This window comes from Mesorhizobium sp. LNHC232B00 (assembly GCF_000502435.1).
Taxonomy (GTDB): domain Bacteria; phylum Pseudomonadota; class Alphaproteobacteria; order Rhizobiales; family Rhizobiaceae; genus Mesorhizobium; species Mesorhizobium opportunistum.
Window position 1 is genome coordinate 1 of sequence record NZ_AYWP01000051.1, and the last position, 26,314, is coordinate 26,314.

The 26,314-nt window shown below is 61.7% G+C and carries 23 protein-coding genes, 1 tRNA gene and 2 pseudogenes; 3 read left to right on the forward strand and 23 right to left on the reverse strand.

Annotated features, from left to right (window positions below):
* Positions 1 to 95 precede the first annotated feature (95 nt).
* From rpoC to secE, 8 genes are all read right to left on the reverse strand, one after another.
* A complete protein-coding gene (rpoC, locus tag X743_RS139105; protein WP_013895706.1) occupies positions 96 to 4,292 on the reverse strand; it encodes a DNA-directed RNA polymerase subunit beta' in 4,197 nt (1,398 codons plus the stop codon).
* 129 nt (positions 4,293 to 4,421) lie between these two features.
* A complete protein-coding gene (gene rpoB, locus X743_RS139100) occupies positions 4,422 to 8,558 on the reverse strand; it encodes a DNA-directed RNA polymerase subunit beta (RefSeq protein ID WP_023769181.1) in 4,137 nt (1,378 codons plus the stop codon).
* Positions 8,559 to 8,821: 263 nt separating this feature from the next.
* Positions 8,822 to 9,199 carry a 50S ribosomal protein L7/L12 gene (gene rplL / locus X743_RS139095; protein WP_006202136.1) on the reverse strand — a complete coding sequence of 126 codons (378 nt, stop codon included), beginning with the start codon at positions 9,197 to 9,199 and terminating at the stop codon, positions 8,822 to 8,824.
* Positions 9,200 to 9,253: 54 nt separating this feature from the next.
* Positions 9,254 to 9,772, reverse strand: coding sequence for a 50S ribosomal protein L10 (gene rplJ, locus X743_RS139090; RefSeq protein ID WP_013895708.1), 519 nt, complete (start codon positions 9,770 to 9,772; stop codon positions 9,254 to 9,256).
* Positions 9,773 to 10,145: 373 nt separating this feature from the next.
* On the reverse strand, positions 10,146 to 10,844 hold the full coding sequence (gene rplA, locus X743_RS139085; protein WP_023769182.1) for a 50S ribosomal protein L1: 699 nt from the start codon (positions 10,842 to 10,844) through the stop codon (positions 10,146 to 10,148).
* A gap of 4 nt (positions 10,845 to 10,848) precedes the next feature.
* Positions 10,849 to 11,277 carry a 50S ribosomal protein L11 gene (gene rplK, locus X743_RS139080; RefSeq protein WP_010909262.1) on the reverse strand — a complete coding sequence of 143 codons (429 nt, stop codon included), beginning with the start codon at positions 11,275 to 11,277 and terminating at the stop codon, positions 10,849 to 10,851.
* 188 nt (positions 11,278 to 11,465) lie between these two features.
* Positions 11,466 to 11,993 carry a transcription termination/antitermination protein NusG gene (nusG, locus tag X743_RS139075; protein ID WP_013895710.1) on the reverse strand — a complete coding sequence of 176 codons (528 nt, stop codon included), beginning with the start codon at positions 11,991 to 11,993 and terminating at the stop codon, positions 11,466 to 11,468.
* A gap of 27 nt (positions 11,994 to 12,020) precedes the next feature.
* On the reverse strand, positions 12,021 to 12,224 hold the full coding sequence (secE, locus tag X743_RS139070; protein WP_013895711.1) for a preprotein translocase subunit SecE: 204 nt from the start codon (positions 12,222 to 12,224) through the stop codon (positions 12,021 to 12,023).
* A gap of 702 nt (positions 12,225 to 12,926) precedes the next feature.
* Between secE and X743_RS139065 the strand changes: the two genes are divergently transcribed.
* On the forward strand, positions 12,927 to 13,403 hold the full coding sequence (locus X743_RS139065; RefSeq protein WP_084555677.1) for a gamma-glutamylcyclotransferase family protein: 477 nt from the start codon (positions 12,927 to 12,929) through the stop codon (positions 13,401 to 13,403).
* A 23-nt stretch (positions 13,404 to 13,426) separates the two neighbouring features.
* Here X743_RS139065 and X743_RS1000000172560 read toward each other — a convergent pair whose 3' ends face one another.
* The 13 genes and pseudogenes from X743_RS1000000172560 to rpsL form a co-directional block, all read right to left on the reverse strand.
* Complete coding sequence (locus X743_RS1000000172560; protein ID WP_156934567.1) at positions 13,427 to 13,582, reverse strand: hypothetical protein; 156 nt, start codon at positions 13,580 to 13,582, stop codon at positions 13,427 to 13,429.
* Positions 13,583 to 13,814: 232 nt separating this feature from the next.
* Positions 13,815 to 14,057, reverse strand: coding sequence for a helix-turn-helix transcriptional regulator (locus X743_RS1000000173800; RefSeq protein ID WP_245264351.1), 243 nt, complete (start codon positions 14,055 to 14,057; stop codon positions 13,815 to 13,817).
* Positions 14,058 to 14,207: 150 nt separating this feature from the next.
* Positions 14,208 to 14,582 (reverse strand): type II toxin-antitoxin system RelE/ParE family toxin, encoded by a 375-nt coding sequence (locus tag X743_RS139060; RefSeq protein WP_023769185.1) that lies wholly within the window; start codon positions 14,580 to 14,582, stop codon positions 14,208 to 14,210.
* A 105-nt stretch (positions 14,583 to 14,687) separates the two neighbouring features.
* Positions 14,688 to 15,278 (reverse strand): cation transporter, encoded by a 591-nt coding sequence (locus X743_RS139055; RefSeq protein WP_023769186.1) that lies wholly within the window; start codon positions 15,276 to 15,278, stop codon positions 14,688 to 14,690.
* A 97-nt stretch (positions 15,279 to 15,375) separates the two neighbouring features.
* Positions 15,376 to 15,451 (reverse strand) — tRNA-Trp (locus tag X743_RS139050).
* Positions 15,452 to 15,536: 85 nt separating this feature from the next.
* Positions 15,537 to 16,091, reverse strand: coding sequence for a putative glycolipid-binding domain-containing protein (locus X743_RS139045; RefSeq protein WP_023769187.1), 555 nt, complete (start codon positions 16,089 to 16,091; stop codon positions 15,537 to 15,539).
* 31 nt (positions 16,092 to 16,122) lie between these two features.
* Positions 16,123 to 16,608 (reverse strand): group II truncated hemoglobin, encoded by a 486-nt coding sequence (locus tag X743_RS139040; RefSeq protein WP_023769188.1) that lies wholly within the window; start codon positions 16,606 to 16,608, stop codon positions 16,123 to 16,125.
* Positions 16,609 to 16,697: 89 nt separating this feature from the next.
* On the reverse strand, positions 16,698 to 18,335 hold the full coding sequence (locus X743_RS139035; RefSeq protein WP_023769189.1) for a hypothetical protein: 1,638 nt from the start codon (positions 18,333 to 18,335) through the stop codon (positions 16,698 to 16,700).
* A 161-nt stretch (positions 18,336 to 18,496) separates the two neighbouring features.
* Positions 18,497 to 18,694, reverse strand: a pseudogene (tuf, locus tag X743_RS1000000171625) (elongation factor Tu); the annotation flags it as partial.
* A 13-nt stretch (positions 18,695 to 18,707) separates the two neighbouring features.
* A pseudogene (locus tag X743_RS139030) lies at positions 18,708 to 19,613 on the reverse strand (elongation factor Tu); the annotation flags it as partial.
* A gap of 67 nt (positions 19,614 to 19,680) precedes the next feature.
* Positions 19,681 to 21,771: an elongation factor G gene (gene fusA, locus X743_RS139025; RefSeq protein ID WP_013895702.1), complete on the reverse strand. Its 2,091-nt coding sequence runs from the start codon at positions 21,769 to 21,771 to the stop codon at positions 19,681 to 19,683.
* Positions 21,772 to 21,800: 29 nt separating this feature from the next.
* Positions 21,801 to 22,271 (reverse strand): 30S ribosomal protein S7, encoded by a 471-nt coding sequence (gene rpsG / locus X743_RS139020; protein WP_008875664.1) that lies wholly within the window; start codon positions 22,269 to 22,271, stop codon positions 21,801 to 21,803.
* 71 nt (positions 22,272 to 22,342) lie between these two features.
* Positions 22,343 to 22,714: a 30S ribosomal protein S12 gene (gene rpsL / locus X743_RS139015; RefSeq protein ID WP_006333356.1), complete on the reverse strand. Its 372-nt coding sequence runs from the start codon at positions 22,712 to 22,714 to the stop codon at positions 22,343 to 22,345.
* A gap of 492 nt (positions 22,715 to 23,206) precedes the next feature.
* On the opposite strand from rpsL, the gene X743_RS139010 reads away from it, so the two are divergent.
* Together X743_RS139010 and X743_RS139005 are read left to right on the forward strand one after the other, a co-directional pair.
* Entirely contained in the window at positions 23,207 to 23,488 is a 282-nt protein-coding gene (locus X743_RS139010) for a hypothetical protein (protein WP_023769191.1), read from the forward strand.
* Positions 23,489 to 23,656: 168 nt separating this feature from the next.
* Positions 23,657 to 24,583 (forward strand): Gfo/Idh/MocA family oxidoreductase, encoded by a 927-nt coding sequence (locus tag X743_RS139005; protein WP_023769192.1) that lies wholly within the window; start codon positions 23,657 to 23,659, stop codon positions 24,581 to 24,583.
* 5 nt (positions 24,584 to 24,588) lie between these two features.
* On the opposite strand, the gene X743_RS1000000170110 is transcribed toward X743_RS139005, so the two are convergent.
* A complete protein-coding gene (locus X743_RS1000000170110) occupies positions 24,589 to 25,416 on the reverse strand; it encodes a hypothetical protein (protein ID WP_156934568.1) in 828 nt (275 codons plus the stop codon).
* Between the two features lie 45 nt (positions 25,417 to 25,461).
* Positions 25,462 to 26,127 carry an O-methyltransferase gene (locus X743_RS139000; RefSeq protein WP_023769194.1) on the reverse strand — a complete coding sequence of 222 codons (666 nt, stop codon included), beginning with the start codon at positions 26,125 to 26,127 and terminating at the stop codon, positions 25,462 to 25,464.
* Positions 26,128 to 26,314 lie beyond the last annotated feature (187 nt).

Genomic DNA, 26,314 nt, shown 5'->3' on the forward strand with positions numbered 1-26,314 from the left:
TCGTTTCATGGAAACGTTGAACCGCTCTATCCTTATTTTGGCAATTCCGGACGGAAAACCGTTTTACACTTTTCCTGGAATTGCTGCCGCCGCGCTTACTGCGCGGCGGTTGTCATGTCGGCCAGCATCGGCTCGGCGACTTCCACACCGGAGGCCTTGCGGCGCTCGTCGATGATGAGTTCGTCGCGCGAGGTGGCGATGCGCCGGATCTGGCTCATCGTGCCGCCGGTACCGGCCGGGATCAGCCGGCCGACGATGACGTTTTCCTTCAAGCCCTGCAGCATGTCGGTCTTGCCGGCAACCGCTGCTTCCGTCAGCACCCTGGTCGTCTCCTGGAAGGAGGCGGCCGAGATGAAGGACGGCGTCTGCAGCGAGGCCTTGGTGATGCCGAGCAGCACCGGCTGACCTTCGGCCGGCTTCTTGCCGTCCTCGATCAGGCGCTCGTTGACCTCTTCCAGCTCGATCACGTCGACGTGGTCGCCCGGAATGTAGGTCGAGTCGCCCTGCGTGGTGATCTCGACCTTCTGCAGCATCTGGCGGACGATCACCTCGATGTGCTTGTCGTTGATCGACACGCCCTGCAGGCGGTAGACTTCCTGGATTTCGTTGACGAGGTAGGAAGCAAGTGCTTCCACGCCCTTGATCGCCAGGATGTCGTGCGGCGCCGGATTGCCGTCGAGGATGTAGTCGCCCTTCTCGATGACGTCGCCATCCTGGAGATGGAACGGCTTGCCCTTCGGGATCAGGTATTCGACCGGCTCGAGCGTCGAGTCATGCGGCTCGATGATGATGCGGCGCTTGTTCTTGTAGTCGCGGCCGAAGCGGATCGTGCCATCGATCTCGGCGATGATGGCGTGATCCTTCGGACGGCGAGCCTCGAACAGTTCGGCAACACGCGGCAGACCGCCGGTGATGTCCTTGGTCTTGGCGCTTTCCATCGGGATACGCGCCAGGACGTCGCCGGGGCGAACCTGCGCACCCGGCTCGACCGAGAGAATGGCCTCGACCGAGAGCAGGAAGCGGGCGTCGCCACCCTTCGACAGCTTGCCGACCTTGCCCTTGGCGTCGAGGATCGCAATCGCCGGCTTGAGGTCGTTGCCGCGTGGCGTCGAACGCCAGTCGATGACCTCACGCTTGGTGATGCCGGTCGATTCGTCGGCCGTTTCCTGGACGGAAATGCCGTCGACCAGATCCTCGTACGACACCTTGCCCTCGATTTCGGTGAGGACCGGGCGGGTATAGGGATCCCACTCGGCGATACGCTGGCCGCGCTTCACCTTGTCGCCATCGTCCACGAAGATACGCGAACCGTAGGTGACGCGGTGCGTGGCGCGCTCCTTGCCGGCTTCGTCGAGGATCAGCACCGCCATGTTGCGGCCCATGACCATCTGCTGGCCGTCGGAGTTGCGCACCACGTTGCGGTTGCGGATCTCGACCTTGCCCTCGTAGGAGGCTTCAAGGAACGAGCTATCCACCACCTGCGCGGTACCGCCCATGTGGAAGGTACGCATGGTGAGCTGGGTGCCCGGCTCACCGATCGACTGCGCCGCGATGACGCCAACGGCTTCACCCTGGTTGACCGGGGTACCGCGGGCCAGATCGCGTCCGTAGCAGACCGCGCACACGCCAACCCTGACCTCGCAGGTCAGTGCCGAGCGGATGCGGACCGACTGGACGCCGGCCTTTTCGATCTGCTCCACGTCACGCTCGTCCATCAGCGTTCCGGCCTTGACCAGCAGGTCGCCGGTCACCGGATGGTTGATGTCGTCGAGCGAGGTGCGGCCCAGCACGCGCTGGCCGACCGAAGCGACAACCTGACCGGCATCGACGATCGGCTGCATGGTGAGGCCCTTGTCGGTGCCGCAATCCACGGAGTTGACGATGCAGTCCTGCGCCACGTCGACGAGACGACGGGTGAGATAACCCGAGTTCGCCGTCTTCAAGGCGGTGTCGGCCAGACCCTTGCGGGCGCCGTGGGTCGAGTTGAAGTACTCGAGCACGGTCAGGCCTTCCTTGAAGTTCGAGATGATCGGCGTCTCGATGATTTCACCCGACGGCTTGGCCATCAGGCCGCGCATGCCGGCGAGCTGGCGCATCTGCGTGGGCGAGCCACGCGCACCGGAGTGCGACATCATGTAGATCGAGTTCATCGGCTTCTGACGGCCATTGTCCTCGAACTCCACGGCCTTGATGCGGGCCATCATTTCGTCGGCGACCTTTTCCGAGCACTTGGCCCAGGCGTCGACGACCTTGTTGTACTTCTCGCCCTGGGTGATCAGGCCGTCATTGTACTGCTGCTCGTATTCCTTGGCCAAAGCCTCGGTGTCCGACACCAGCTTGATCTTGGAGTCCGGGATCAGCATGTCGTCCTTGCCGAACGAGATGCCGGCACGGCAGGCATGAGCGAACCCGAGCGCCATGATGCGATCGCAGAAAATGACCGTCTCCTTCTGACCGCAATGGCGGTAGACGGTGTCGATCATCTTGGAGATGTTCTTCTTGGTCATCTCCTGGTTTGCGGTCTCATAGGGCACATTGACGTTCTTGGGCAGAAGCTCGCCGATGATCATGCGGCCAGGCGTGGTGTCGTGGATCTTCGACACGACCTTGCCTTCGGCGTCGACCGTGCGGAAGCGGCCCTTGATCTTGGCGTGCAGCGTCACCGCCTTGGTCTCGAGCGCGTGCTGGAGTTCGCCCATGTCGGCAAACACCATGCCCTCGCCCGGCTCGTTCTGGTTGACGATCGAGAGATAGTAGAGACCCAGAACCATGTCCTGCGACGGCACGATGATCGGCGCGCCGGAAGCCGGGTGCAGGATGTTGTTGGTCGACATCATCAGCACGCGGGCTTCAAGCTGCGCTTCCAGGGACAGCGGCACGTGGACCGCCATCTGGTCGCCGTCGAAGTCGGCGTTGAAGGCCGTGCAGACCAGCGGATGCAGCTGGATCGCCTTGCCTTCGATCAGGATCGGCTCGAACGCCTGGATGCCGAGGCGGTGCAGCGTCGGCGCGCGGTTCAGCAGCACCGGATGCTCGCGGATGACCTCGTCCAGGATATCCCAGACCTCCGGACGCTCCTTCTCGACCAGCTTCTTCGCCTGCTTGACGGTCGAGGAGTAACCCTTGGCGTCGAGACGGGCGTAGATGAAGGGCTTGAACAGTTCGAGCGCCATCTTCTTCGGCAGGCCGCACTGGTGCAGCTTGAGCTCCGGACCGGTCACGATGACCGAACGGCCGGAATAGTCGACGCGCTTGCCGAGCAGGTTCTGGCGGAACCGGCCCTGCTTACCCTTGAGCATGTCGGACAGCGACTTCAGCGGACGCTTGTTGGCGCCGGTGATGACGCGGCCGCGACGGCCGTTGTCGAACAGCGCATCGACGGCTTCCTGCAGCATGCGCTTTTCATTGCGCACGATGATGCCGGGAGCGCGCAGTTCGATCAGCCGCTTCAGACGGTTGTTGCGGTTGATGACGCGACGATAGAGGTCGTTCAGGTCGGACGTGGCGAAACGGCCACCGTCCAGCGGGACGAGCGGACGCAGGTCCGGCGGGATCACCGGAACCACCTTCATGATCATCCATTCCGGACGGTTGCCGGACTCCATGAAGTTCTCGACGACCTTGAGCCGCTTCAGATACTTCTTCTGCTTCAGCTCGGACGTGGTCGAAGCCAGTTCCGAACGCAGGTCGCCTGCGATCTTCTCCAGGTCCATGCCGGCCAGGAGGTCGTGAATGGCCTCGGCGCCGATCATGGCGGTGAAACTATCCTCGCCATACTCGTCGACGGCGATCATGTACTCTTCCTCGCTGAGCAGCTGGTGCTCCTTCAGCGCGGTGAGGCCAGGCTCGGTGACGATGTAGTTCTCGAAGTACAGGACGCGCTCGATATCCTTCAGGGTCATGTCGAGCAGGGTGCCGATGCGCGAGGGCAGCGACTTCAGGAACCAGATATGGGCGACGGGAGCGGCGAGCTCGATATGGCCCATGCGCTCGCGGCGAACGCGCGACAGAGTGACTTCGACGCCGCACTTTTCGCAGATGACGCCCTTGTACTTCATGCGCTTGTACTTGCCGCACAGGCACTCGTAGTCCTTGATCGGGCCAAAAATGCGCGCGCAGAACAGACCGTCACGCTCCGGCTTGAAGGTGCGGTAGTTGATGGTCTCCGGCTTCTTGATCTCGCCGAACGACCAGGACAGAATCTTCTCAGGGCTGGCAAGCGATATCCGGATGGAATCGAACACCTGCGCAGGCGCCTGCGGATTGAAGAGATTCATGACCTCTTGGTTCATGCCGTTCTCCTTTTCGGGGTCCTCGAAAACCCCTTGCATCTAACGCGGGCAGAATGCCCGCTGAGTGGTCGGCCCACCGGCCGAAGAAATTTGATCGGCGCGTCGCGGCTTTCGCGACGCGCCATTGCCTTACTCCGCCGCGTCGGGCAGCCGGATCGGGTTGTCGTCGAGCTTGGTGTTCTCCAGCTCGACATTGAGGCCGAGAGACCGCATTTCCTTGACGAGCACGTTGAAGCTCTCCGGGATGCCGGCCTCGAAGGTGTCGTCGCCGCGGACGATCGCCTCGTAGACCTTAGTGCGGCCGGCGACGTCGTCCGACTTCACCGTCAGCATTTCCTGCAGCGTGTAGGCGGCGCCATAGGCTTCCAGCGCCCAGACCTCCATCTCGCCGAAGCGCTGGCCACCGAACTGCGCCTTGCCGCCCAGCGGCTGCTGGGTGACGAGCGAGTACGGACCGATCGAACGCGCGTGGATCTTGTCGTCCACGAGGTGGTGAAGCTTGAGCATGTAGATATAACCCATCGTCACCTTGCGATCGAACGGCTCGCCCGTGCGTCCGTCATAGAGCTGCGACTGACCGCTGGTATGCAGGCCCGCCTGCTCCAGCATGATGTTGATGTCAGCCTCGTGCGCGCCGTCGAACACCGGGGTCGCGATCGAGACGCCGCGACGCATCTGCTCGCTGAGGCGAACGATGCTCTCGTCGTCATACTCGCGGACCGGCTCGTTGCGGTCGTTGGCCGGCATGAAGCTCTCGAGCGTCTTGCGCAACGGCTTGATATCGCCGGCCGCCTTGTACGTGTCGATCAGCTCGCCGATCTTCTTGCCCATGCCCGCGCAGGCCCAGCCCAGATGCGTTTCCAGGATCTGGCCGACATTCATGCGGCTCGGCACACCCAGCGGGTTGAGCACGATATCGGCATGCGTGCCGTCCTCGAGGAAAGGCATGTCCTCGACCGGAACGATGCGCGACACGACACCCTTGTTGCCGTGACGGCCGGCCATCTTGTCGCCCGGCTGCATCTTGCGCTTCACGGCCACGAAGACCTTGACCATCTTCATGACGCCCGGAGGCATTTCATCGCCGCGCTGCACCTTCTCGACCTTGTCCATGAAGCGCTGCTCGAGCGCCTTCTTGGAGTCGTCGTACTGGCCACGCAGGGCTTCCAGTTCGCTCTGGAGCTTTTCGTTCTCCACGGCAAACTGCCACCACTGCGAACGCGGATACTCGTCGAGCGTGTCCTTGGACAGCGTCGAGCCCTTCTTGAAGCCCTTCGGTCCAGCGATCGCTTCCTTGCCGACGAGGACGTCGGAAAGACGCGCGTAGACGTTGCGGTCCAGGATGGCCTGCTCGTCGTCACGGTCCTTGGCGAGGCGTTCGATCTCCTCGCGCTCGATCGCCATGGCGCGCTCGTCCTTCTCCACACCGTGGCGATTGAACACGCGCACCTCGACGACGGTGCCGAAGGTGCCCGGAGGCATGCGCATCGAGGTGTCGCGCACGTCGGAGGCCTTTTCACCGAAGATGGCGCGCAGAAGCTTCTCTTCCGGCGTCATCGGGCTTTCGCCCTTCGGCGTGATCTTGCCGACCAGGATATCGCCAGGCTGCACTTCGGCGCCGATGTAGACGATGCCGGCTTCGTCGAGGTTCTTCAGTGCTTCTTCCGAAACGTTCGGAATGTCGCGCGTGATTTCCTCCGGACCGAGCTTGGTATCGCGCGCCATGACCTCGAACTCCTCGATATGGATCGAGGTGAAGACGTCGTCGGCGACGATGCGCTCGGAGAGCAGGATCGAGTCCTCGTAGTTATAGCCGTTCCACGGCATGAACGCGACCAGCACGTTGCGGCCCAGCGCCAGATCGCCGAGCTCGGTCGACGGACCGTCGGCGATGATGTCGCCCTTGTTGACCCGATCACCCATGCGCACCAGCGGACGCTGGTTGATGCAGGTGTTCTGGTTCGAACGCTGGAACTTCATCAGCCGGTAGATGTCGACGCCGGACTTGCCCGGATCGAGATCCTCGGTGGCGCGAATGACGATACGCGTCGCGTCCACCTGATCGACGATGCCGCCGCGGCGGGCGCCGATGGCGGCGCCCGAGTCACGGGCGACGATCGGCTCCATGCCGGTGCCGACGAACGGCGCCTCGGCGCGCACCAGCGGCACGGCCTGACGCTGCATGTTCGAGCCCATCAGAGCGCGGTTGGCGTCGTCGTTTTCCAGGAACGGGATCAGGGCCGCGGCCACCGACACCATCTGCTTGGGCGACACGTCCATCAGGTCGACGTTTTCACGCGGCGCCATCATCACTTCGCCGGCGCTGCGGCAAATGACGAACTCGTCGACGAAGCCGCCATTCTTGTCGAGTTCGGCGTTGGCCTGCGCGACGTGGTGCTTGGCTTCTTCCATCGCCGAGAGATAGACGACGTCATTGGTCAGCTTGCCGTCGACGATCTTGCGGTACGGGCTCTCGATGAAGCCGTACTTGTTGACGCGCGCGAAAGTGGCCAGCGAGTTGATCAGACCGATATTCGGGCCTTCCGGCGTCTCGATCGGGCAGATGCGGCCGTAATGCGTCGGGTGCACGTCGCGCACCTCGAAGCCGGCACGCTCGCGGGTCAGACCGCCCGGTCCAAGCGCCGACAGGCGGCGCTTGTGGGTGATCTCCGACAGCGGGTTGGTCTGGTCCATGAACTGCGACAGCTGCGAGGAACCGAAGAACTCGCGCACGGCGGCGGCCGCCGGCTTGGCGTTGATCAGGTCCTGCGGCATCACCGTGTCGATCTCGATCGAGGACATACGCTCCTTGATCGCGCGCTCCATGCGCAGCAGGCCGACGCGGTACTGGTTCTCCATCAGCTCGCCGACCGAGCGCACGCGGCGGTTGCCGAGATTGTCGATGTCGTCGATCTCGCCCTTGCCGTCACGCAGTTCGACAAGCGTCCTGACCACGGCCAGGATGTCGTCCTTGCGCAGGACGCGCACGGTGTCCTCGGCCTTGAGTTCGAGGCGCATGTTCATCTTGACGCGGCCGACGGCCGACAGGTCGTAGCGCTCGCTGTCGAAGAACAGCGAGTTGAACATGGCTTCGGCGGTCTCGAGCGTCGGCGGCTCGCCGGGGCGCATGACACGGTAGATGTCGAACAGCGCGTCCTGGCGGCTCTCGTTCTTGTCGACGTTGAGCGTGTTGCGGATATAGGCGCCGACATTGACGTGGTCGATGTCGAGAACCTTGATCTCGTTCTCGCCCGTGCCGAGAAGCACTTTCAGCGTCTTTTCGTCGATCTCGTCGCCGGCCTCGAGGAAGATCTCGCCGGTAGCGTAGTTGACGATGTCCTCGGCCAGGTAGTTGCCGAGCAGATCCTCGTCGGTCGCCTTGATCGCCTTGAGACCCTTTTCGCCAAGCGCTCTGGCCTGACGGGCGGTGATCTTCTTGCCGGCTTCGACGACGACCTCGCCCGTATCGGCGTCGACCAGGTCGCCGACGGCCTTGAGGCCGCGGAAACGCTCGACGTTGAACGGGATGCGCCAGTGGTCGCCGGCGCGCTTGTAGGTGATCTTGTTGTAGAAGGTCGACAGGATCTCTTCGCCGTCCATGCCGAGCGCCATCAGCAGCGACGTCACCGGAATCTTGCGGCGGCGGTCGATGCGGGCGTGCACGACGTCCTTGGAATCGAACTCGATGTCGAGCCACGAGCCGCGATAGGGAATGACGCGCGCGGCAAACAGAAGCTTGCCCGACGAGTGCGACTTACCCTTGTCATGGTCGAAGAAGACGCCCGGCGAACGGTGCATCTGCGAGACGATGACGCGCTCGGTGCCGTTGACGATGAAGGTGCCGTTCAAGGTCATGAGCGGCATGTCGCCCATGTAGACGTCCTGCTCCTTGATGTCCTTGATCGACTTGGCGCCGGTATCCTCGTCGATATCGAACACGATGAGGCGCAGCGTCACCTTCAGCGGCGCGGCATAGGTCAGGTCGCGCTGACGGCATTCGTCAACGTCGAATTTCGGTCCTTCGAACTCGTACTTCACGAACTCCAGCATCGACGAGCCGGAAAAATCGGAGATCGGGAAGACCGACTTGAAAACGGCCTGCAGCCCCTCGTCCGGACGTCCGCCCTTGGGCTCGTCCACCATCAGGAACTGGTCATAGGATGCCTTTTGAACCTCGATCAGGTTCGGCATCTCCGCAACTTCCGGGATCTTTCCGAAGAACTTGCGTACGCGTCTGCGGCCATTGAAAGTCTGGGTCTGGGCCATCGTCGCTCCTTAGCTCTAAACTCGGGACGAGCCTCGCCGCGGCTCGCCTTGCATACCGAGCCGCCTGGGCGGCGGCCCTCTGTCTGTTCTCCGGCAGCCACAACCAATTGCTTGGCGGCGGCCGGCTGAAACGGGAGAAAACCCGTTTCCTGAAGGCCTGTTCGGGCCCTCAGGAAAGAGGTTCTCGTACATCTCGCGTTACGCGTCCTCCCCTCCAGCTGAAGGGAGTGGCGGACGGCGCGAGGCCGCCCGCCGCTTTACGCTTACTTCAGGTCGACCTTGGCGCCGGCTGCTTCCAGCTGGGCCTTGAACTTGTCAGCGTCGGCCTTGGAAACGCCTTCCTTGACCGGCTTCGGAGCCGCTTCGACCAGATCCTTGGCTTCCTTGAGGCCAAGACCGGTGATGGCGCGGACTTCCTTGATGACGTTGATCTTCTGAGCGCCGGCGTCGGTGAGGACGACGTCGAATTCCGTCTTTTCCTCGACCGGAGCAGCGGCAGCAGCAGCGCCGCCAGCAGCGGCAACCGCCACCGGAGCAGCAGCCGAAACGCCCCACTTTTCTTCCAGAAGCTTCGACAGCTCGGCCGCCTCGAGGACGGTCAGCTTCGAAAGGTCGTCTACGATCTTTGCGAGATCAGCCATTGTTGTATTCCTTCATAAGGTTCGAACGTGTGTTTGTGATAGCGAGGAACGGCCTCATGCCGCCTCGTCCTTCCGGGCGTAAGCGCCGATGACGCGCGCGACCGAGGCCGCTGGCGCATTGACGATCTGGGCGATCCGGGTTGCCGGCGTGGCGATCATGCCAACCAGCCTGGCGCGCAGCTCATCGAGCGACGGAAGTGTGGCGAGTGCCTTCACACCGTCGGCGTTGAGCGAGGTGGTGCCCATTGCGCCGCCGAGAATGACGAGCTTGTCATTTCCCTTGGCGAAATCGGACGCGACCTTCGGCGCCGCAATCGGATCCTCCGAATAAGCAATCAGCGTCTGTCCCTTGAACAGCTCGATGATCGATGCGGAGTCCGTGCCCTGAAGAGCGATTTTGGCGAGACGGTTCTTCGCGACTTTAACGGTGCCACCGGCGGCGCGCATTTTCGACCGAAGGTCGTTCATTTGCGCGACGGTGATACCGGCATAGTGGGCCACGACCACTGAACCTGCGCTTGCAAACGCATCGTTCAGGCCCGTGACGAGTTCGCGTTTTTCCGCTCTGTCCACTGCCTATCTCCAGTTGACCCCTGCCCCTAAAATAGGACAGGCGTCGGGTTGCCTTTGCCGGCCGGGCCATCCAGTAACGGATCTCCCGAACGACGCTCGAGGATCCTGCCCCCTTTCGCCACACCGGCGGCCAAGCCGACGATGCGCAGACAAAAGGCAAACACGGTTCGAACCTTTCATTGGAGCACTTGCTCCGTTGTCAGGTCTTCACCCGTCTCATGCAGGCCCACATGAATTAAGGCTTTTGGGCCGCCTGCAATCTCGGACAGGATGTCCGGAAGCCTTTCGGCTTCCGGCACCGGGCCGCCGACACGTCGGAGGCCCGGAATTCACTTGCGGATCAGTCTCTTGGGAGACGATCCAAATGGTCGTATCAGGACGCTGCGAGCGTCGAGACGTCGAGCTTGAGGCCCGGGCCCATCGTCGAGGTGACCGACACCTTCTTGACGTAGTTGCCCTTGGCGCCAGCCGGCTTTGCCTTGGTCACCGCGTCGGCGAAGGCGCGGATGTTCTCTTCCAGCGCCTTGACGTCGAACGAGACCTTGCCGACGCCGGCATGAACGATGCCGGCCTTCTCGACGCGGAACTCGACCGCGCCGCCCTTCGATGCCTTGACGGCGGCGGCGACGTCGGTGGTGACGGTGCCGACCTTCGGGTTCGGCATCATGCCGCGCGGGCCGAGCACCTTGCCGAGACGGCCGACGAGCGGCATCATGTCCGGCGTGGCGATGCAGCGATCGAAATCGATCGTGCCCTTCTGGACGATGTCGACCAGATCCTCGGCTCCGACGATGTCGGCGCCGGCGGCCTTGGCTTCCTCGGCCTTGTCGCCACGAGCGAACACGGCGACGCGAACCGAGCGGCCGGTGCCGTTCGGCAGGTTGACCACGCCACGGACCATCTGGTCGGCATGACGCGGGTCGACGCCGAGGTTCATGGCCACTTCGATGGTCTCGTCGAACTTGACCGTGGAACGGTCCTTGAGCAGCTGCAGCGCATCACCCAGGGCGTAAGCCTTGTTGGGATCGATGCCTTCGCGGGTCTTCGATACACGCTTTGCAATCTTTGCCATGATCTCAGCCCACCACTTCCAGACCCATCGAGCGGGCGGAGCCCTCGACCATGCGCATGGCCGCTTCGACGTCGTTTGCGTTCAGATCCTTCATCTTGGCAGTCGCGATTTCGCGAACCTTGTCGCGCGAAACGGTGCCAGCCTTGACCTTGCCCGGCTCCTTCGAGCCCGACTTCAGGTTCGCAGCCTTCTTCAGGAAATAACTCACCGGCGGCGTCTTCATGACGAAGGTGAATGACTTATCCTGATAATAGGTGATGACGACCGGAACCGGCGATCCCTTTTCCATTTCCTGGGTCTGCGCGTTGAACGCCTTGCAGAACTCCATGATGTTGATGCCGCGCTGACCAAGCGCCGGGCCGATCGGGGGCGACGGCGTAGCCGAACCCGCGGAGACCTGGAGCTTGAGCTGGCCTGCAATTTTCTTAGCCATCTCTTTTCCTGCCTTTGTCTATGCCGGCACCCACTATCTGGGAAACCCGGCGGTTGCAGTCTGGTGGTGCGGTTCGCGCAGCCGGCTAAAGCCGCATTCGCCTCCCACCGTTCTCGAGGCCGCGCGCTTGTGCGCCGCCTCCCCCGATCGCCGACCGGCGTCGCCGGTCCAACATCGGGGATTTCGGATCAGCCCTTTTCGACCTGTCCGAATTCCAGATCGACAGGCACGGCGCGCCCGAAGATCGAAACTTCCACCTTGAGCCGCGCCCGCTCCTCGTCCACTTCCTGGACGAAACCGTTGAACGACGCGAACGGACCATCCGAAACGCGGATCGCCTCGCCGATCTCGAAGGTGACCGACGGCTTCGGCCGTTCGACGCCTTCCTGGACCTGGTTCAGGATACGCTGCGCCTCGGCCTCGGTGATCGGCACCGGCTTGGAGTCGCCGAGAAAGCCGGTGACCTTCGGCGTGTTCTTGACCAGCGAGAACACCGCATCGGTCAAATTGGCCTTCAGGAGCACATAGCCCGGGAAGAACTTGCGCTCGGCATCGACCTTGCGGCCACGGCGAACTTCGACGACCTTCTCGGTCGGCACCACGATCTGCTCGATATCGGCGGACAGGCCCTTCTGCTTGGCCTTGTTCTCGATGTCCTCGGCGACCTTCTTTTCAAAGTTCGAATAAGCGTGGACGATGTACCAGCGCGCAGTCATTTTTAGACTTCTCCGTAATCGCCGGACTTAACGTCCAATGCCCAGAATCTGTTCGACCGCGAAGCCCATGAGCTGATCAGCGGTGAAGAAAAAGACCATCGCAATCACAGCGAAGGCCAGAACCATCACCGTCGAGATCATGGTCTCGCGACGCGACGGCCAAGTCACCTTGGCTGTCTCCGAGCGGACCTGCTGGAGAAAGACGAAAGGATTTGTGGTTTTCGAAGCCATATGCCGCCTGTCTTCAAGACCCGTTGGCCGGGCCCCCTGGATGATCCCGCTGACCGGGACGTGCCGCCTGAGCCCAGAGTCGCGCCGAATCAACGCAACCATTTCGCCCATGCAAATCAGACGCGTAAAGCCGGCTTCCCAGCTCCACGCGTCGCGTGTCTGTTCTGTCTACATAAAACCGATTCTTGATCCACGCAAGTGGCAAGTGTCCGCTTTATGACCAAACACCGCCTCGGAACCATCCAGTCGTTCCGTCCCGGCTATGGCTGCCTTATGCCCCAATCAGGCTAATATGGCAAGCAGGTCGCGGATTTTCAAAGGCCGACCCGCAAAATATCGATGCGCACAGGGCATTCGTGCAACGAAAACTGCCCTTTCAGCCGGACTATGGCCGACGGCGGAGGTGCGGCCGCAGTTGGCCAGGCGCCACCGTATGCTCACATGCGCACAGGCAGAATAAGCGAGAATTTCGCGAATGCCATTCAATGCGGAAGGGACAGCACCGATATGGCTCGATAAGATGTGTGTTCTTCACATAAGCTGGCTTCGACGGATGGGCGAGGTCATTGGCGATGGCTCCGCCGAACTTGCTCGACGACGGCTCGCTCCAGACACATTGCCTATCCCAACGGCGACGAAGCCATTCTGAAAGCCAAATGAGTATTCATCAGCAGCCCTGCTAGGCCTCTCGAGGGTGTCCCAATGCTATATTTCGCCTACGGATCGAACATGGACCCGCTGCAGATCGCAAAGCGCTGCCCTGGCCACCAGGTCGTAGGCATCGGCATGTTGCCGAGCCATCGGCTCTGTTTTCCGCGGCTGTCAAACAATCGCGGGTGCGGAGTATCGTCAATGGAGCCGGTTCGCGACGGCGCTGTCTGGGGCGTTGTCTATAGGTTGACGCCCGATGATGTGGCCCGTCTCGATCGGGAGGAAGGCTACGAGACCAGCCGACCCGCGGGCGAGAACCGTTATAACCGGATGACGATAGTGGTGACCATGGGTGGCGAGCCCACCGAAATGCAGACCTATGTCGCTGAGCGGCAGGAAAATCCCCCTCCCCCAAATGCCGAGTATCTAGCGCTGATGCGCGATGGCGGCCGGCACCATGGGTTGCCTGCTCCCTATCTCGCCATGCTCGACGCGCTGGGTGAGGATGTCAGGATCGGATCTGGTTGATCTGCCAACCGTAAAAAAGGCGCTCAACCGTTTTCGGGAGCGCCTTTCGGATGGATGAGGTGAGTTACTGTATCCACCACTGTGGTCGTGGCGACTGCCAGGATAGCTTTAGTTGGGCCGGACGCTAAACGTTTGAGTGTTGAATATGCTTGGACTTTAAGTGCCGTTGTTTTTTTCATCGGGTTATTCCTTTCCGTCGGTAGCAGCGAAAATCGCCACGATTAGAAGAAAGGCAACCACAACGAGCCAAGTGGTGGGAGATGCACCCACACCCATCCCCGAAACCGGATGATGAACCGGCAAGTGGTGGCCCTCCGAGCTAGGTGCAAGGGCTATTTCGGGCGCCGGGCGACGATTATTTGTTCTGCTTTAGATACTGGCTTAGAGAGCCGACGCCGGGGCGCTGTCTGGTCAAGCGGCTTCAGCCGCTCGAGTTGACCGTCGAGGCTTATGGCGAACCACCACGTCGACCTTGTAGTCGAGCCGGTCCAGACAGCGAACCAGCCTGTCTATCGAGAACTTCCCGGTGCGCCCGGTGACGATCGCTGAAACGTCCGGCTGTTTCATCCCGAGCAATTCGGCCGACTTCGCCTGGGTTAGGCGCCGGCGCTTGATAATGGCGCGGATCTCGCGGGCCAGCTTGGCCTTGAGCAATTCCTCTTCGGGATTGTCAANGGCGCCGGCGCTTGATAATGGCGCGGATCTCGCGGGCCAGCTTGGCCTTGAGCAATTCCTCTTCGGGATTGTCAAAGCCGAGGTCCGCAAACACGTTGCCGCTGCTAATTTCGGCGGTGATGTCTTCAGTCATGACTTTGTTCCTTTCCCATGGTTTTCGCGGTGGTGCGCCTCGGCTGCCTTCAATCGCGCTGTCACGAGATCGATCTCGTGCTTGGGCGTCTCCCTGCCCTTCTTCGACTTCTTCTGGAAGCAATGAAGGACGTAGATCACCCCAGCGAAGCGCACGGTGTAGACGGCCCGGTAGGTGTCCCCGTCGAAGTCGTCGACCACCTCAAGGATGCTGCGACCGCCAAACCCTTTTAGGGCTTTGACAGCCGGGTGCTCTTCACCATTCTGGGCGTCGTTGATTGCGACCCCCATCAACCGGCGAACATCGACCGGAAACTCGCGCAGGTCGTCCTTCGACGATCCCATCCATACCGCGGGTTTTTGGTTTTTCATTCGCGCCCACCTTATAGCACATAGACTATAGTTTTTTCAAAGAAAATCCTGACACACCCTTAACCCCTGGAAAATAACGGGGCCAAATTGTTGTCACAGCGGCAATCAGGAGGCGGCTGCCCGGCGCTCTCCACGCGCGGCTTCCCACACTTCGCGGGCTGCGTCGGCATTCAAAGCCGCAATCCCCAAACCCACCAGCAAATCTGGCCACGCCGATCGCCATACGAAAGCCGTCAACAGCCCGGCAGCAATAATGGCAATATTGGCGAATGCGTCATTGCGTGCCGACAGGAACGCCGCCCGCGTCAGGCTGCCGCCGTGGTGCCGGTAGGCGGCGAGCATGTAGGCGCAGGAGAGATTGACCGCGAGTGCACCCAGACCCGTCAGCGTCAGGGCCAGGGCTTGCGGCGGCACCGGCGCGTTGAATTTTTCCCACGCCGTCCAGAGGGTCGCTAAACCGGGCACAAGCAGGATAAGCGCCAGCGCCATGCCGACCCGCGAGCGGGCGCGCATCGACCAGCCCAGCGCAAGCAGAATGAGCAGGTTGACCGAGGCATCTTCCAGAAAGTCGATGCTGTCGGCGAACAACGACACCGATCCGATAGCGAGCGCCACGGCGAACTCAATGCCAAAATAGCTCAGGTTCAGAAGTGCGACGAGCAGGACGACACGGCGGAGCGCGCTGCGGGCTTCCATACCCAAACCTTCTCACGATTTAGCATGTCCGGCCACCAGCGGTTCGCCGATTTTCCAAGGCCAGCAGCAAATATCGTTCAGATGGCCATTTGGAAAATGGCACGGGCAGCAGGGCTCGAACCTACGACCTGCGGTTTTGGAGACCGCCGCTCTACCAACTGAGCTATGCCCGTATCGTGTGCGCCTCGGCGCAGCAGCAGGGGCTTCCTAAAAGCTTCCGCGCTGTCTGTAAAGAGCGGTTTGCAGGCAAACGCGCCTTCATCCCCTTTGCCAGAAATCGGGATAGCTGACGACCAGCCCGTCATCGTCGATCTCGAGTTCCCGCTTGAAGTCGCTGGCGCGCGATTCATAGAGATACCGCCTGCCCTCTTCGAGACATGAGTAGCGCTGCGGGTTGCTCACGACCGTGAGCGCGGGGAAATCGACGAAAGCGGTGGTGATCTCGGCAGTTTGCCCGGTGGAAAGCTGCAAGCGCCGGATCGGCAGCGTGTTGGTGAACGGCGTGACGGTGAGGTCCGGGTCGAAGACGCCGTCGAGCTCCGGCACGGGCATGCCGTCCCGGGCCCAGTGGCCGTCGCCGTCAGAGGCAAGAACCAGCGTCCGTTCGCTGCCGATCATGTCGACCGTGACGCTCCTGGCGCGCCAGTTCGCGTCGCAGCTTATGCGATAGCGGACGGCGAAAGGCGTTTGGCCGGAGCAAATGACGACGGAATCGGCCAGCACCTCGCCGGCCCGCTCGCGCAGCACAAGATGTTCGAGGCCGGGGCCTTCCCACTCGCGCCAGCGCACGATCTTGAATTCCTCGGCAGTCATTGCTCCAGCAGCTCTCGGCAGGCTTTGCCGGTCATGATTTGGCATCAGGCGGCGTGTAGGGTCCGCCAGGCACACCCCAGCCCCAGGCCGGCATCGGTTCGGTTTCCGGGTCGCAGGTCTCGCCGAGATTGGAATTCATCTTGGCCAGCCGCGATCCCCACTCGACATAGCCCATGAAGGCGGAACGGAATTCGGGATCGTCGGGCAGGCCGACGGCATCGGCGGCGTCGGCCAGGAGGTTGATCCAGCGACGGCGCTGTTCCTCCGTCAGATGCTTGCCCAGGTGATGCATGACCATTTCGCGGTGCCCGCCATGCTGTTCGCTGTAGGTTTTCGGCCCGCCGAAAACCTCGCCGATGAAGGCAGCAACATGAGCGGGATGGTCCGGCGAAATGGTCTTGAACACCGGCCCGACGATCGGGTCCTGCGCCACCTTGTCATAGAAGGTCTGCGTCAGCCGGTTCAGCGCCTCGCTGCCGCCGGCCCATTCGTAGAGTGTCGGGACGTCCTTGCGCATCAGAGTTCACCTGTCCTGGCTGCCCGAGAACGATAGCGGAAAGCCCTTGCTCTGCTCAACCTGCCCCGATGGCCAGCCAGCCTGCGCGACTACAGTTTCGCCGGCGTCTCGGCTTCGGCGTTGGCTGACGGCATAACCCTGCAATTGTCCGGCTTCGCTGCCGCTCTGCATATGGTGGCACCTGTCAGTTCGTCGGCGGACTGAGGCCCTGTCGCCAGCCCGAGCCTCAGCGCCGTGTCTCGATCGAGTTGCGTTTGGCCCGATGAACGCTGCATGGCCTCGAACAGGCCAGGCCCGATCGCCATCTCCTCAAGATACGCCTTGACCTTCTCCTCCTGTCCGAGCGCCTGCACGCTGAGGCCCGCATCCGGCCCAATCAGGCGCTTGATGCCGCCGGCGACCACGATCGGACAGGCCGAGGCGCATTCACCTTCCGTATCGATGGTCAGCCCGGTGTGGGCGCCATCCCTGGCCAGGCAGTCCAGGGAGGGACCGCAGTCGACGAAATCCGTGCGGGCGACGACGACATCGAGCTTGTGCTCCCGGATCATCCTGCCGACGGCGAGAGCGCCGTCGACATCGCCGCCTCGCGAGCTGATCACGATCGGCAGCCGCCGCCCACCGGCGGCATCGAGCGCCTGGCGCAGCCTTTCCGGCGCCTGTGCGGTGATCGAGCCTTCGGCGGAGATCCATTCCGGGCAGTCGGGATTGCACAGCGGATTGCTGCCGCGAACAAGCACGAAGCGCATATCCGCTTCCTGAGGCAGGGCAGGCCTGGCCCCGGCGGTCGGGACGCCGGCGGTGTCCTTGCCTGCCGGTACCTGCCGGCAGTTCGCCTGAGGCTGCTCCAGCCTGCAGGCGGTCCCCCCGGTCATGACATCGACGCTGTCCAGGCTGGTGACGAGCTTCATGCGCAGCATGGCATCGAGGGCAATCTGCCGGATGTCGCTGGCCTGCGTCTGCTTCATCGTCTCGAGCACGCCCTGGTCGACGCCCATTTCCTTCAAATAGGCGGCAAGGCGTTTCTCGACCCCCTTGCTCATTTCGTAGGTCTTGTAGCTGCCGGCGTTCTTTCGGCTGACGATCCTGGTGCTGATGATCTTCTTCTTGCCGTTCACGATCCGGTAGGTGGTCCGGTAGACCAGCCTCGTCCGCTGGAAGGTGGTTGTGATCTGGTGGACACCGAGATAGGCGAAATCGCCGACCACGCGGCGGACACCGCCGGAAAACATCAGCGGACAGGCCGAATTGCACATGGCGCCGCTGTCATAGGCCATGCCGAAATAGCCGGCTGCCTTACCGTCCTTATCCTTGTCCGTGCAGTTTTTCATCCGCGGCTCGCAGCCGGTGAAGACGGTCGTGCCGACGGCGGCATCGAGCTTGTTCTTGCGGATCAGCCGGCCAAGCGCCAGCGCCGCTTCGACATTGCCGCCGGGGGAATTGACGACGACCGGCAGTTGCCGGCCGACGAGCGTCTTGAGTGCGCGCTTGAACAAGGCCGGCGTGCCAGCCTCGATGGTGCCTTCCGCCGATATCCATTCCGGACAGTTGGGCTCGCAGCCCGGCGCACTGCTGCGCACGACGGCGAACCGCATCGGCGGGATGTCCGGCTGCTCCTCCTCGGCCTGGGCCGCACAGACAGGCAGTGCCACGGCAAGCACCAGCACGAGGCGGACCAGCGCCCGCAACCACCATGCCTGCCCATCGAAACGACGCCCTGGAACCACTCTTGGCCAAGCTCCCTCGGTGCAACCCATACTAGTTGCGGCGATGGCGCTTGCAACAGCTTTCAGCGGCCGGCAAATGCGCCTCTCACGCGGCCATGATGGAAACAAAAAGGGCGGCCCGAAGACCGCCCTTTCCTGTCGACCGGCAGCAGCCGGATCGATTATTCCTTGATGGTGACGACGATGCCGGCACCGACGGTGCGGCCGCCTTCACGGATGGCGAAGCGCAGCTTCTCTTCCATGGCGATCGGCACGATCAGCTCGACATCGACCGTGATGTTGTCGCCGGGCATCACCATCTCGGTGCCTTCCGGCAGCGACACGATGCCGGTCACGTCCGTGGTGCGGAAGTAGAACTGCNTTGATGGTGACGACGATGCCGGCACCGACGGTGCGGCCGCCTTCACGGATGGCGAAGCGCAGCTTCTCTTCCATGGCGATCGGCACGATCAGCTCGACATCGACCGTGATGTTGTCGCCAGGCATCACCATCTCGGTGCCTTCCGGCAGCGACACGATGCCGGTCACGTCCGTGGTGCGGAAGTAGAACTGCGGACGGTAGTTGGTGAAGAACGGCGTGTGACGGCCACCTTCGTCCTTGGTCAGGATGTAGGCTTCGGCCACGAACTTCTTGTGCGGCTTCACCGTGCCCGGCTTGGCCAGAACCTGGCCGCGCTCGACACCTTCACGGTCAACGCCGCGCAAGAGCGCGCCGATGTTGTCGCCGGCCTGGCCCTGGTCGAGCAGCTTGCGGAACATTTCGACGCCCGTGCAGGTCGTCTTGGTCGTCGGACGGATGCCGATGATTTCCAGCTCCTCGCCGACCTTGACCACGCCACGCTCGACGCGGCCGGTCACGACCGTGCCACGGCCCGAGATCGAGAACACGTCCTCGATCGGCATCAGAAACGGCTTGTCGAGCGGACGAACCGGGGTCGGGATGTAGGCGTCGACCTGAGCCATCAGCTCGCGGATCGCGTCCTCGCCGATGGTCTTGTTCGAATCTTCAAGCGCGGCCAGTGCCGAACCCTTGACGATCGGAATGTCGTCGCCGGGGAACTCGTTCTTCGACAAAAGCTCGCGAACCTCGAGCTCGACCAGTTCGAGCAGCTCGGCGTCGTCGACCTGNTCGGGCGCCGCATCGATCTGGTCATAGCGCTTGTATTCGCCAAAATACTTCGTGATCGCCGCCGTCAGCGACGTCTTGCCATGATCGACGTGGCCGATCGTGCCGATGTTCACATGAGGCTTAGTGCGCTCGAATTTACCTTTTGCCATGTGATGTCTCCATTTCCTGCTCGCCCGTGCGGGCTTTGAATTGCGTTACCGCGGCAGCTCTTTCGAGTTACGCGTATTTCTTCTGGACTTCCTGGGCGACCGCGGTCGGGACCGGCTCGTAGTGATCAAACTGCATCGTGTAGGCCGCGCGGCCCTGGCTCATCGAGCGCAGGTTGTCGACGTACTTGAACATGTTGGCGAGCGGCACCATCGCGTTGATGACGACGGCCACGCCGCGCGCTTCCTGGCCCTGGATCTGGCCACGACGGCCGTTCAGATCGCCAATGACGCTGCCGACATAATCTTCCGGCGTCACGACCTCGACCTTCATGATCGGCTCGAGCAACTGCACGCCAAGCTTGGGTGCCGCTTCACGGAAACACGCACGGGACGCGATTTCGAAGGCCAGGACCGAAGAGTCGACGTCGTGGTAGGCGCCGTCGATGAGCGTCGCCCTGACGCCGATCATCGGGAAGCCCGCGAACGGACCGGCGCCCATGACGCTCTGGATGCCCTTTTCGACGCCCGGAATGTATTCCTTCGGCACCGCGCCGCCGACGATCTTGGACTCGAACACGAAGTCCTCGCCTTCCGCATTCGGCTCGAACACAACCTTGACGCGGGCGAACTGGCCGGTACCGCCGGTCTGCTTCTTGTGCGTGTAGTCCTGCTCAAACCTGCGGGTGATCGTCTCGCGATAGGCAACCTGCGGAGCGCCGACATTGGCTTCCACCTTGAACTCGCGACGCATTCGGTCGACGATGATGTCGAGGTGCAGCTCGCCCATGCCGGAGATGATGGTCTGGCCGCTTTCCTCGTCGGTCTTGACGCGGAAGGACGGATCCTCGGCAGCCAGGCGATGAAGGGCGAGGCCCATCTTTTCCTGGTCGTTCTTGGTCTTCGGCTCGATGGCGATCTGGATGACCGGATCGGGGAATTCCATGCGCTCGAGGATGACCGGATGCAGCGGATCGCACAGCGTGTCGCCAGTGGTCGTGTCCTTGAGGCCAGCCAGAGCGACGATGTCGCCGGCGAAAGCTTCTTCGACGTCGGCGCGCGAGTTCGCATGCATCTGCAGCATGCGGCCGATGCGCTCCTTCTTGCCCTTGACGGTGTTGTCGACCGAGATGCCCTTGGTCAGCTTGCCCGAATAGATGCGGGCGAAGGTCAGCGAACCGACGAACGGGTCGTTCATGATCTTGAAGGCGAGCATCGACAGCGGCTCGTTATCGTCCGCATGACGCTCGATCTCGGCATCGGTCTTGGCGTCCACGCCCTTGATGGCGGGCACGTCGGCCGGCGACGGCAGGTATTCGACAACGGCGTCGAGCAGCGGCTGCACGCCCTTGTTCTTGAAGGCCGAACCGCAGAACATCGGGTAGAACTTGACCGCGATCGTGCCCTTGCGGATCAGCGAACGGATCTCGTCATTCGACGGCATCTTGCCTTCGAGGTAGTTTTCGAGGGCCGTCTCGTCCATTTCGACGGCGGCTTCGATCATCTTCTCGCGGTATTCCTCGGCACGAGCCTTGAGGTCTTCCGGGATCTCGACGACGTCCCAGGCAGCGCCCAGCGTCTCGTCGCGCCAAACAAGCGCATTCATTTCCACGAGGTCGACGACGCCCTTGAAATCGATTTCGGCGCCGATCGGCAGCTGCATGACGACAGCCTGCGCACCGAGGCGCGAGCCGATCATCTCGACCGAGCGGTAGAAGTCGGCGCCGATCTTGTCCATCTTGTTGCAGAAGATCATGCGCGGAACTTTGTACTTGTCGGCCTGGCGCCAGACGGTTTCCGTCTGCGGCTCGACACCGGCGTTGGCGTCGAGCAGCGCGATGGCGCCGTCGAGCACGCGCAGCGAACGCTCGACTTCAATGGTGAAGTCGACGTGTCCGGGGGTGTCGATGATGTTGAAGCGGTGCATCTTGCCGTCGCGACCCTTCCAGAAGGTCGTCGTCGCGGCGGACGTGATGGTGATGCCGCGCTCCTGCTCCTGCTCCATCCAATCCATGGTGGCAGCGCCGTCGTGGACTTCGCCGATCTTGTGCGACTTGCCCGTGTAATAGAGAACGCGCTCGGTGGTCGTCGTCTTGCCGGCGTCAATATGCGCCATGATACCGAAATTGCGGTAGTCTTCGATTTTGTATTCGCGGGCCATCGTAGCTGCCTCTCAGTCTCGTTCGCGCTTTACCAGCGGTAGTGCGCGAAAGCGCGGTTGGCTTCAGCCATCTTGTGGGTGTCTTCACGCTTCTTGACGGCCGTGCCGCGGTTGTTGGCCGCGTCCATCAGCTCGCCGGAGAGGCGGTCGACCATCGTGGTCTCATTGCGGTTGCGCGCGGCAGCGATCAGCCAACGGATGGCCAACGCCTGACGACGCTCGGGGCGCACATCGACCGGAACCTGGTAGGTCGCACCGCCGACGCGGCGCGAACGCACTTCCACATGCGGCGCGACATTGTCGAGCGCCTGATGGAAGACGGTGACCGGCTCCTGCTTGGTCTTCGACTGAACCTGGTCGAGCGCGCCGTAGACGATGGTCTCGGCAACCGACTTCTTGCCGTCATACATGACGGCGTTCATGAACTTGGTGACGATCAGATCGCCGAACTTCGGATCCGGGTTGATCTCACGCTTTTCTGCACTGTGACGACGCGACATGGCTTTTGTCTCTCAATCTCGTAGCCCGACGCATTGAAGCGCCAGAGCCGGAAAATCTTACTTCGGACGCCTTACTTCGGACGCTTGGCGCCGTACTTCGAACGGCGCTGCTTGCGGTTCTTCACGCCCTGCGTGTCGAGCACGCCGCGGATGATGTGGTAGCGGACGCCCGGAAGATCCTTGACGCGGCCGCCGCGGATCATGACCACGGAGTGTTCCTGAAGGTTGTGACCTTCGCCGGGGATGTAACCGATCACTTCAAAACCATTGGTCAGGCGGATCTTGGCCACCTTGCGCAACGCCGAGTTCGGCTTCTTCGGCGTCGTCGTGTAGACGCGCGTGCAGACGCCCCGCTTCTGCGGGTTCTGCTGCATGGCCGGGACCTTGTTGCGCTTCACCGGCGCAATGCGCGGCTTGCGGATCAGCTGGTTGACGGTAGGCATTAAACCCTCTTGTCTCTCAATTCCGTGTCTCGCCCGGTCAGGGCCGCTCAAAGCGTCATTTCCATACGCAAATTCGGGCCACAAACCGCGCCTCGCGGTCTTGCCCGAACAAATGGCAGAGGAAGCGGAAGCCGCTTCGTGCACGCCGGAAATGTCTTTTCGCTCGTAAAACGAACCCTGTTTGAGGCAAACTCCAAAGCGTGTCGCTTCGGAAAGGAGAGCCTCACATCGGTTCTGACTGGCCGGCTTCTACTCGTAAGCCCGCGAACCGTCAACCCCGGCGTGGCAAATATTGCATTGAAGCCGAGGCTTGGCAGCCATGCGAAAACCGCATGTAATTTTCTTTCGCCATTTTGCAATGGCAAGGAAGAAAGTGCCAAGCCTTTGGCAAAGTGAATGGCTTTTGGCTGTCGCATGGCTCGGCTTCGTGCGAAAAGGCCGCCCTGAACAGTCAAAGTCCCCTCGCCCGCTCTTTGCCAGGAGGAATCAGCCGTGAACGACAATGAAGAACGTCCGGTCACCATCATCACCGGCCGGGTGTGGAAACGCAAAGGCGGCAAGGTGGAGGGCGTGCATGTCATGCTGGTCGCACCCGACGACGATTCGGCTGTGCGCAAAGCGCTCGAATCGCTCGCGGCTGAGGGTTACGCCGAGGCCGAGCTCGACCAGATCGGTGACATGGACGGCGTGCCCGACGAAGAGCCGCATCTGTCAGCCTATCAAGGCGCGCTCGAAGGCGAAGTGTCGATCGTGACCTTCGAGGAGCCGATCTGAGAATCAGACACCCCTCGCCTTTCGAATCGGCGCCCAGCCCCCTTCCGGCGAAAGAAAAAGTTGGGCGCTGCAGTCCGGCAAAGCTTGGACTGATCGTCCACCGCTGGCTTGTTCGGGCCAAGTGTTCTGATAAGAAGCGCTGATTATTACCCAACAGACGGAGCGACCGTGTCCCAGCCCATCAAGATTGGCATCGTCGGCGTCGGCAAGATCGTCCGCGACCAGCACCTGCCGGCCCTGGCGAAAGACCAGGATTACCGACTGACCGCCGCCGCCAGCCGGCATGGCAAGGTCGACGGCATCCCGAATTTTCCTACCATCGAGGCGATGCTCGACGCGGTGCCGGAACTGGACGCCGTCTCGCTCTGCATGCCGCCGCAATTCCGCTACGATGCCGCGCGCACCGCGCTCGAGGCCAAGAAGCATGTCTTCCTGGAAAAGCCTCCCGGCGCCACGGTCAGCGAGGTCGAGGACCTGAAGGCGCTGGCGACGAGACAGGGCGTTACCCTCTTCGCCAGCTGGCATTCGCGCTATGCGCCGGCGGTGGAGGCCGCGCGGAGCTTTCTCGCCTCGACCCGCATCCGGTCGGCGGCGATCGTCTGGAAGGAAGACGTGCGCCGCTGGCACCCGAACCAGGACTGGATCTGGCAGCCAGGCGGCTTCGGCGTCTTCGATCCCGGCATCAACGCGCTGTCGATCGCGACCCACATCCTGCCGGCGATGTTCATCACCTCGGCGGTGCTCGACTTCCCCGAAAACCGCGCCGCTCCAGTCGCGGCGCAAGTCGCCTTCCGCACCTCGAACGGATTGCCGGTAACGATGGAGCTCGACTGGCTGCAGACCGGTCCGCAAAGCTGGGACATCCTAGCCGATACGGATACCGGCAAGATGGTGCTTTCCGGTGGCGGCTCGAAGCTCGCCATCGACGGCAAGGTGGTCCACGAAGAGCCGGAAGCCGAATACCCGATGCTCTACAAGCGCTTCGCCGAGATCGTGCGCGCCGGCATCTCCGACGTCGATCTCGCGCCGCTGCAGCATGTCGCCGACGCCTTCATGCTGGGCAAGCGCAATGTGGTCGAGGCGTTTTTCGATTGAGTTACCTACTTCTTGGGTAAGCGAGTCTTTCGAGGCCACCGATCTGCCTCTTGCCACATCCGCTCGAGCATTTTCCGCTGCGATGATTCCCAATAAGAGACTGTCGCAACGCAAAGGCGCTCACCATATCCAAGCACAAGCTCTTCCATAGGTGTCTTTTGGATTTCGGCGATAGGTCGTCGATCAAAATGAGCTATCAAACCATCGAAGTAAAATCGATAGAATGGTACTTGGTAGTCTGCTCCACCATTGACCCCACGAATCGTCTTCACTCCAGGAATGGGCGTGTGATTGTGCTCGAATCCAAACGTTGAAAGCTGGATCAGCTGGATTTGAAAATAGTCGATCGGATCCGGATTTTCGTCGACGATCATTTTGCGCAACCTTTCTAGATCCTCATCAGAAAGGTGCACTTCCGAAAACTCTTCGCGTGTTGAGGCTGCCGCCCTCCAAAGCAAGCTGAGGAAGAATATTCGGAGCCGCCTCCACTGCTTACTTTCAATGAAGCGAATCCCCCATTCAGTGCCGGGGATAAGGTCAATGCCAGTGAGTGCTTTCGTTGGCCACCAGCCGCTCCATACCAGCGCAGTCCTTCGTAGCTCGCGAATGGCCCAATCATCAAGCTTGGCGAGTATTGCCTCACCTTCTTGAGTAACGAGCTCCGGATCGTACCAACTACTATGCCTCACTACAGGACGCCGTCCGATACCACCCTCAGTAAACGGTCCATATGGGCCACCTGCCCTGGTCAATGCTTTCGGTATAAGGTGAGAATCCACAAACTTTCCGGTCGATCCGGTCAGTCTGCAAACGCCTTGCACCAATTTTGCCACGTATCCAGCCCTCAAATCGACAACTGCTGTAGCAACATCGTCAGTTCACTCGACGATCGCAATCGCAAATCCGTCATAGCCTTTGGCGCCAACGGTCTGGATGGCCGTTCCTTCCAGCCGCTTGTCGCTGCCGATGAAGGAGAATGCAGCACGTGCGCCTTCGACATTGGGATCACGGCCGTCATCGTCGAGCACCGCGCCGTCACGGATGACGTTGTCACAGACGATGACGGTTCCTGAGCGCGACAGCCGCATCGCCCATGACAGATAGTTCGGATTGTTCGGCTTGTCGGCGTCGATGAAGATGAGGTCGAACGGGCCGGCATTTTCGGCGCTCAGCGCGGCAAGCGATTGAAGCGCTGGCCCGACCCGCAGGTCGACCCGCTCCGACACCCCTGCAAGCTCAAAATTCGACCGCGCGACCTTGGCGTGATGCGGGTCGAGTTCAAGCGTCACGATCTTGCCGTCGGCAGGCAGTGCGCGCGCCATCCAGATCGTCGAATAGCCGCCCAGCGTACCGATCTCGAGGATCTTCCTTGCCCCTTTCATGCGCGCCAGAATTGAAAGCAGCTTGCCTTGCGCCGGCGACACGTCGATCGCCGGCAGGCCCTGGTCATGATTGGCCGCCAGAACGGCATCGAGGGTGGGATCCGCCTCGAACAGGGCATCAACGATGTAGTCGTCGACAGCAGCCCAGGTTCTCTTGCTCATCGTTATATCCTCCGATCCTTTGAAAGCCAAAACGCGAAACGACGCCGCTTAGGATTGCGGGGCGAAAGCTGCCATGAATACCAACGTCGTCAAACTCCGAACAAACAAAAAGGCCGCCGGGTTGCCCCGGCGGCCTTGTTGCCTGAGATTTCCAAGAGCGGTTCATCGTTTCATGGAAACGTTGAAC

Bases quoted from the DNA above. Each gene is read 5' to 3' on its own strand.
- rpoC (WP_013895706.1), bottom strand. From the start codon at position 4,292: ATGAACCAAGAGGTCATGAATCTCTTCAATCCGCAGGCGCCTGCGCAG.
- rpoB (WP_023769181.1), bottom strand. From the start codon at position 8,558: ATGGCCCAGACCCAGACTTTCAATGGCCGCAGACGCGTACGCAAGTTC.
- rplL (WP_006202136.1), bottom strand. From the start codon at position 9,199: ATGGCTGATCTCGCAAAGATCGTAGACGACCTTTCGAAGCTGACCGTC.
- rplA (WP_023769182.1), bottom strand. From the start codon at position 10,844: ATGGCAAAGATTGCAAAGCGTGTATCGAAGACCCGCGAAGGCATCGAT.
- rplK (WP_010909262.1), bottom strand. From the start codon at position 11,277: ATGGCTAAGAAAATTGCAGGCCAGCTCAAGCTCCAGGTCTCCGCGGGT.
- nusG (WP_013895710.1), bottom strand. From the start codon at position 11,993: ATGACTGCGCGCTGGTACATCGTCCACGCTTATTCGAACTTTGAAAAG.
- secE (WP_013895711.1), bottom strand. From the start codon at position 12,224: ATGGCTTCGAAAACCACAAATCCTTTCGTCTTTCTCCAGCAGGTCCGC.
- X743_RS139065 (WP_084555677.1), top strand. From the start codon at position 12,927: ATGCTATATTTCGCCTACGGATCGAACATGGACCCGCTGCAGATCGCA.
- X743_RS1000000172560 (WP_156934567.1), bottom strand. From the start codon at position 13,582: ATGAAAAAAACAACGGCACTTAAAGTCCAAGCATATTCAACACTCAAA.
- X743_RS139060 (WP_023769185.1), bottom strand. From the start codon at position 14,582: ATGAAAAACCAAAAACCCGCGGTATGGATGGGATCGTCGAAGGACGAC.
- X743_RS139055 (WP_023769186.1), bottom strand. From the start codon at position 15,278: ATGGAAGCCCGCAGCGCGCTCCGCCGTGTCGTCCTGCTCGTCGCACTT.
- X743_RS139045 (WP_023769187.1), bottom strand. From the start codon at position 16,091: ATGACTGCCGAGGAATTCAAGATCGTGCGCTGGCGCGAGTGGGAAGGC.
- X743_RS139040 (WP_023769188.1), bottom strand. From the start codon at position 16,608: ATGCGCAAGGACGTCCCGACACTCTACGAATGGGCCGGCGGCAGCGAG.
- fusA (WP_013895702.1), bottom strand. From the start codon at position 21,771: ATGGCCCGCGAATACAAAATCGAAGACTACCGCAATTTCGGTATCATG.
- rpsG (WP_008875664.1), bottom strand. From the start codon at position 22,271: ATGTCGCGTCGTCACAGTGCAGAAAAGCGTGAGATCAACCCGGATCCG.
- rpsL (WP_006333356.1), bottom strand. From the start codon at position 22,714: ATGCCTACCGTCAACCAGCTGATCCGCAAGCCGCGCATTGCGCCGGTG.
- X743_RS139000 (WP_023769194.1), bottom strand. From the start codon at position 26,127: ATGAGCAAGAGAACCTGGGCTGCTGTCGACGACTACATCGTTGATGCC.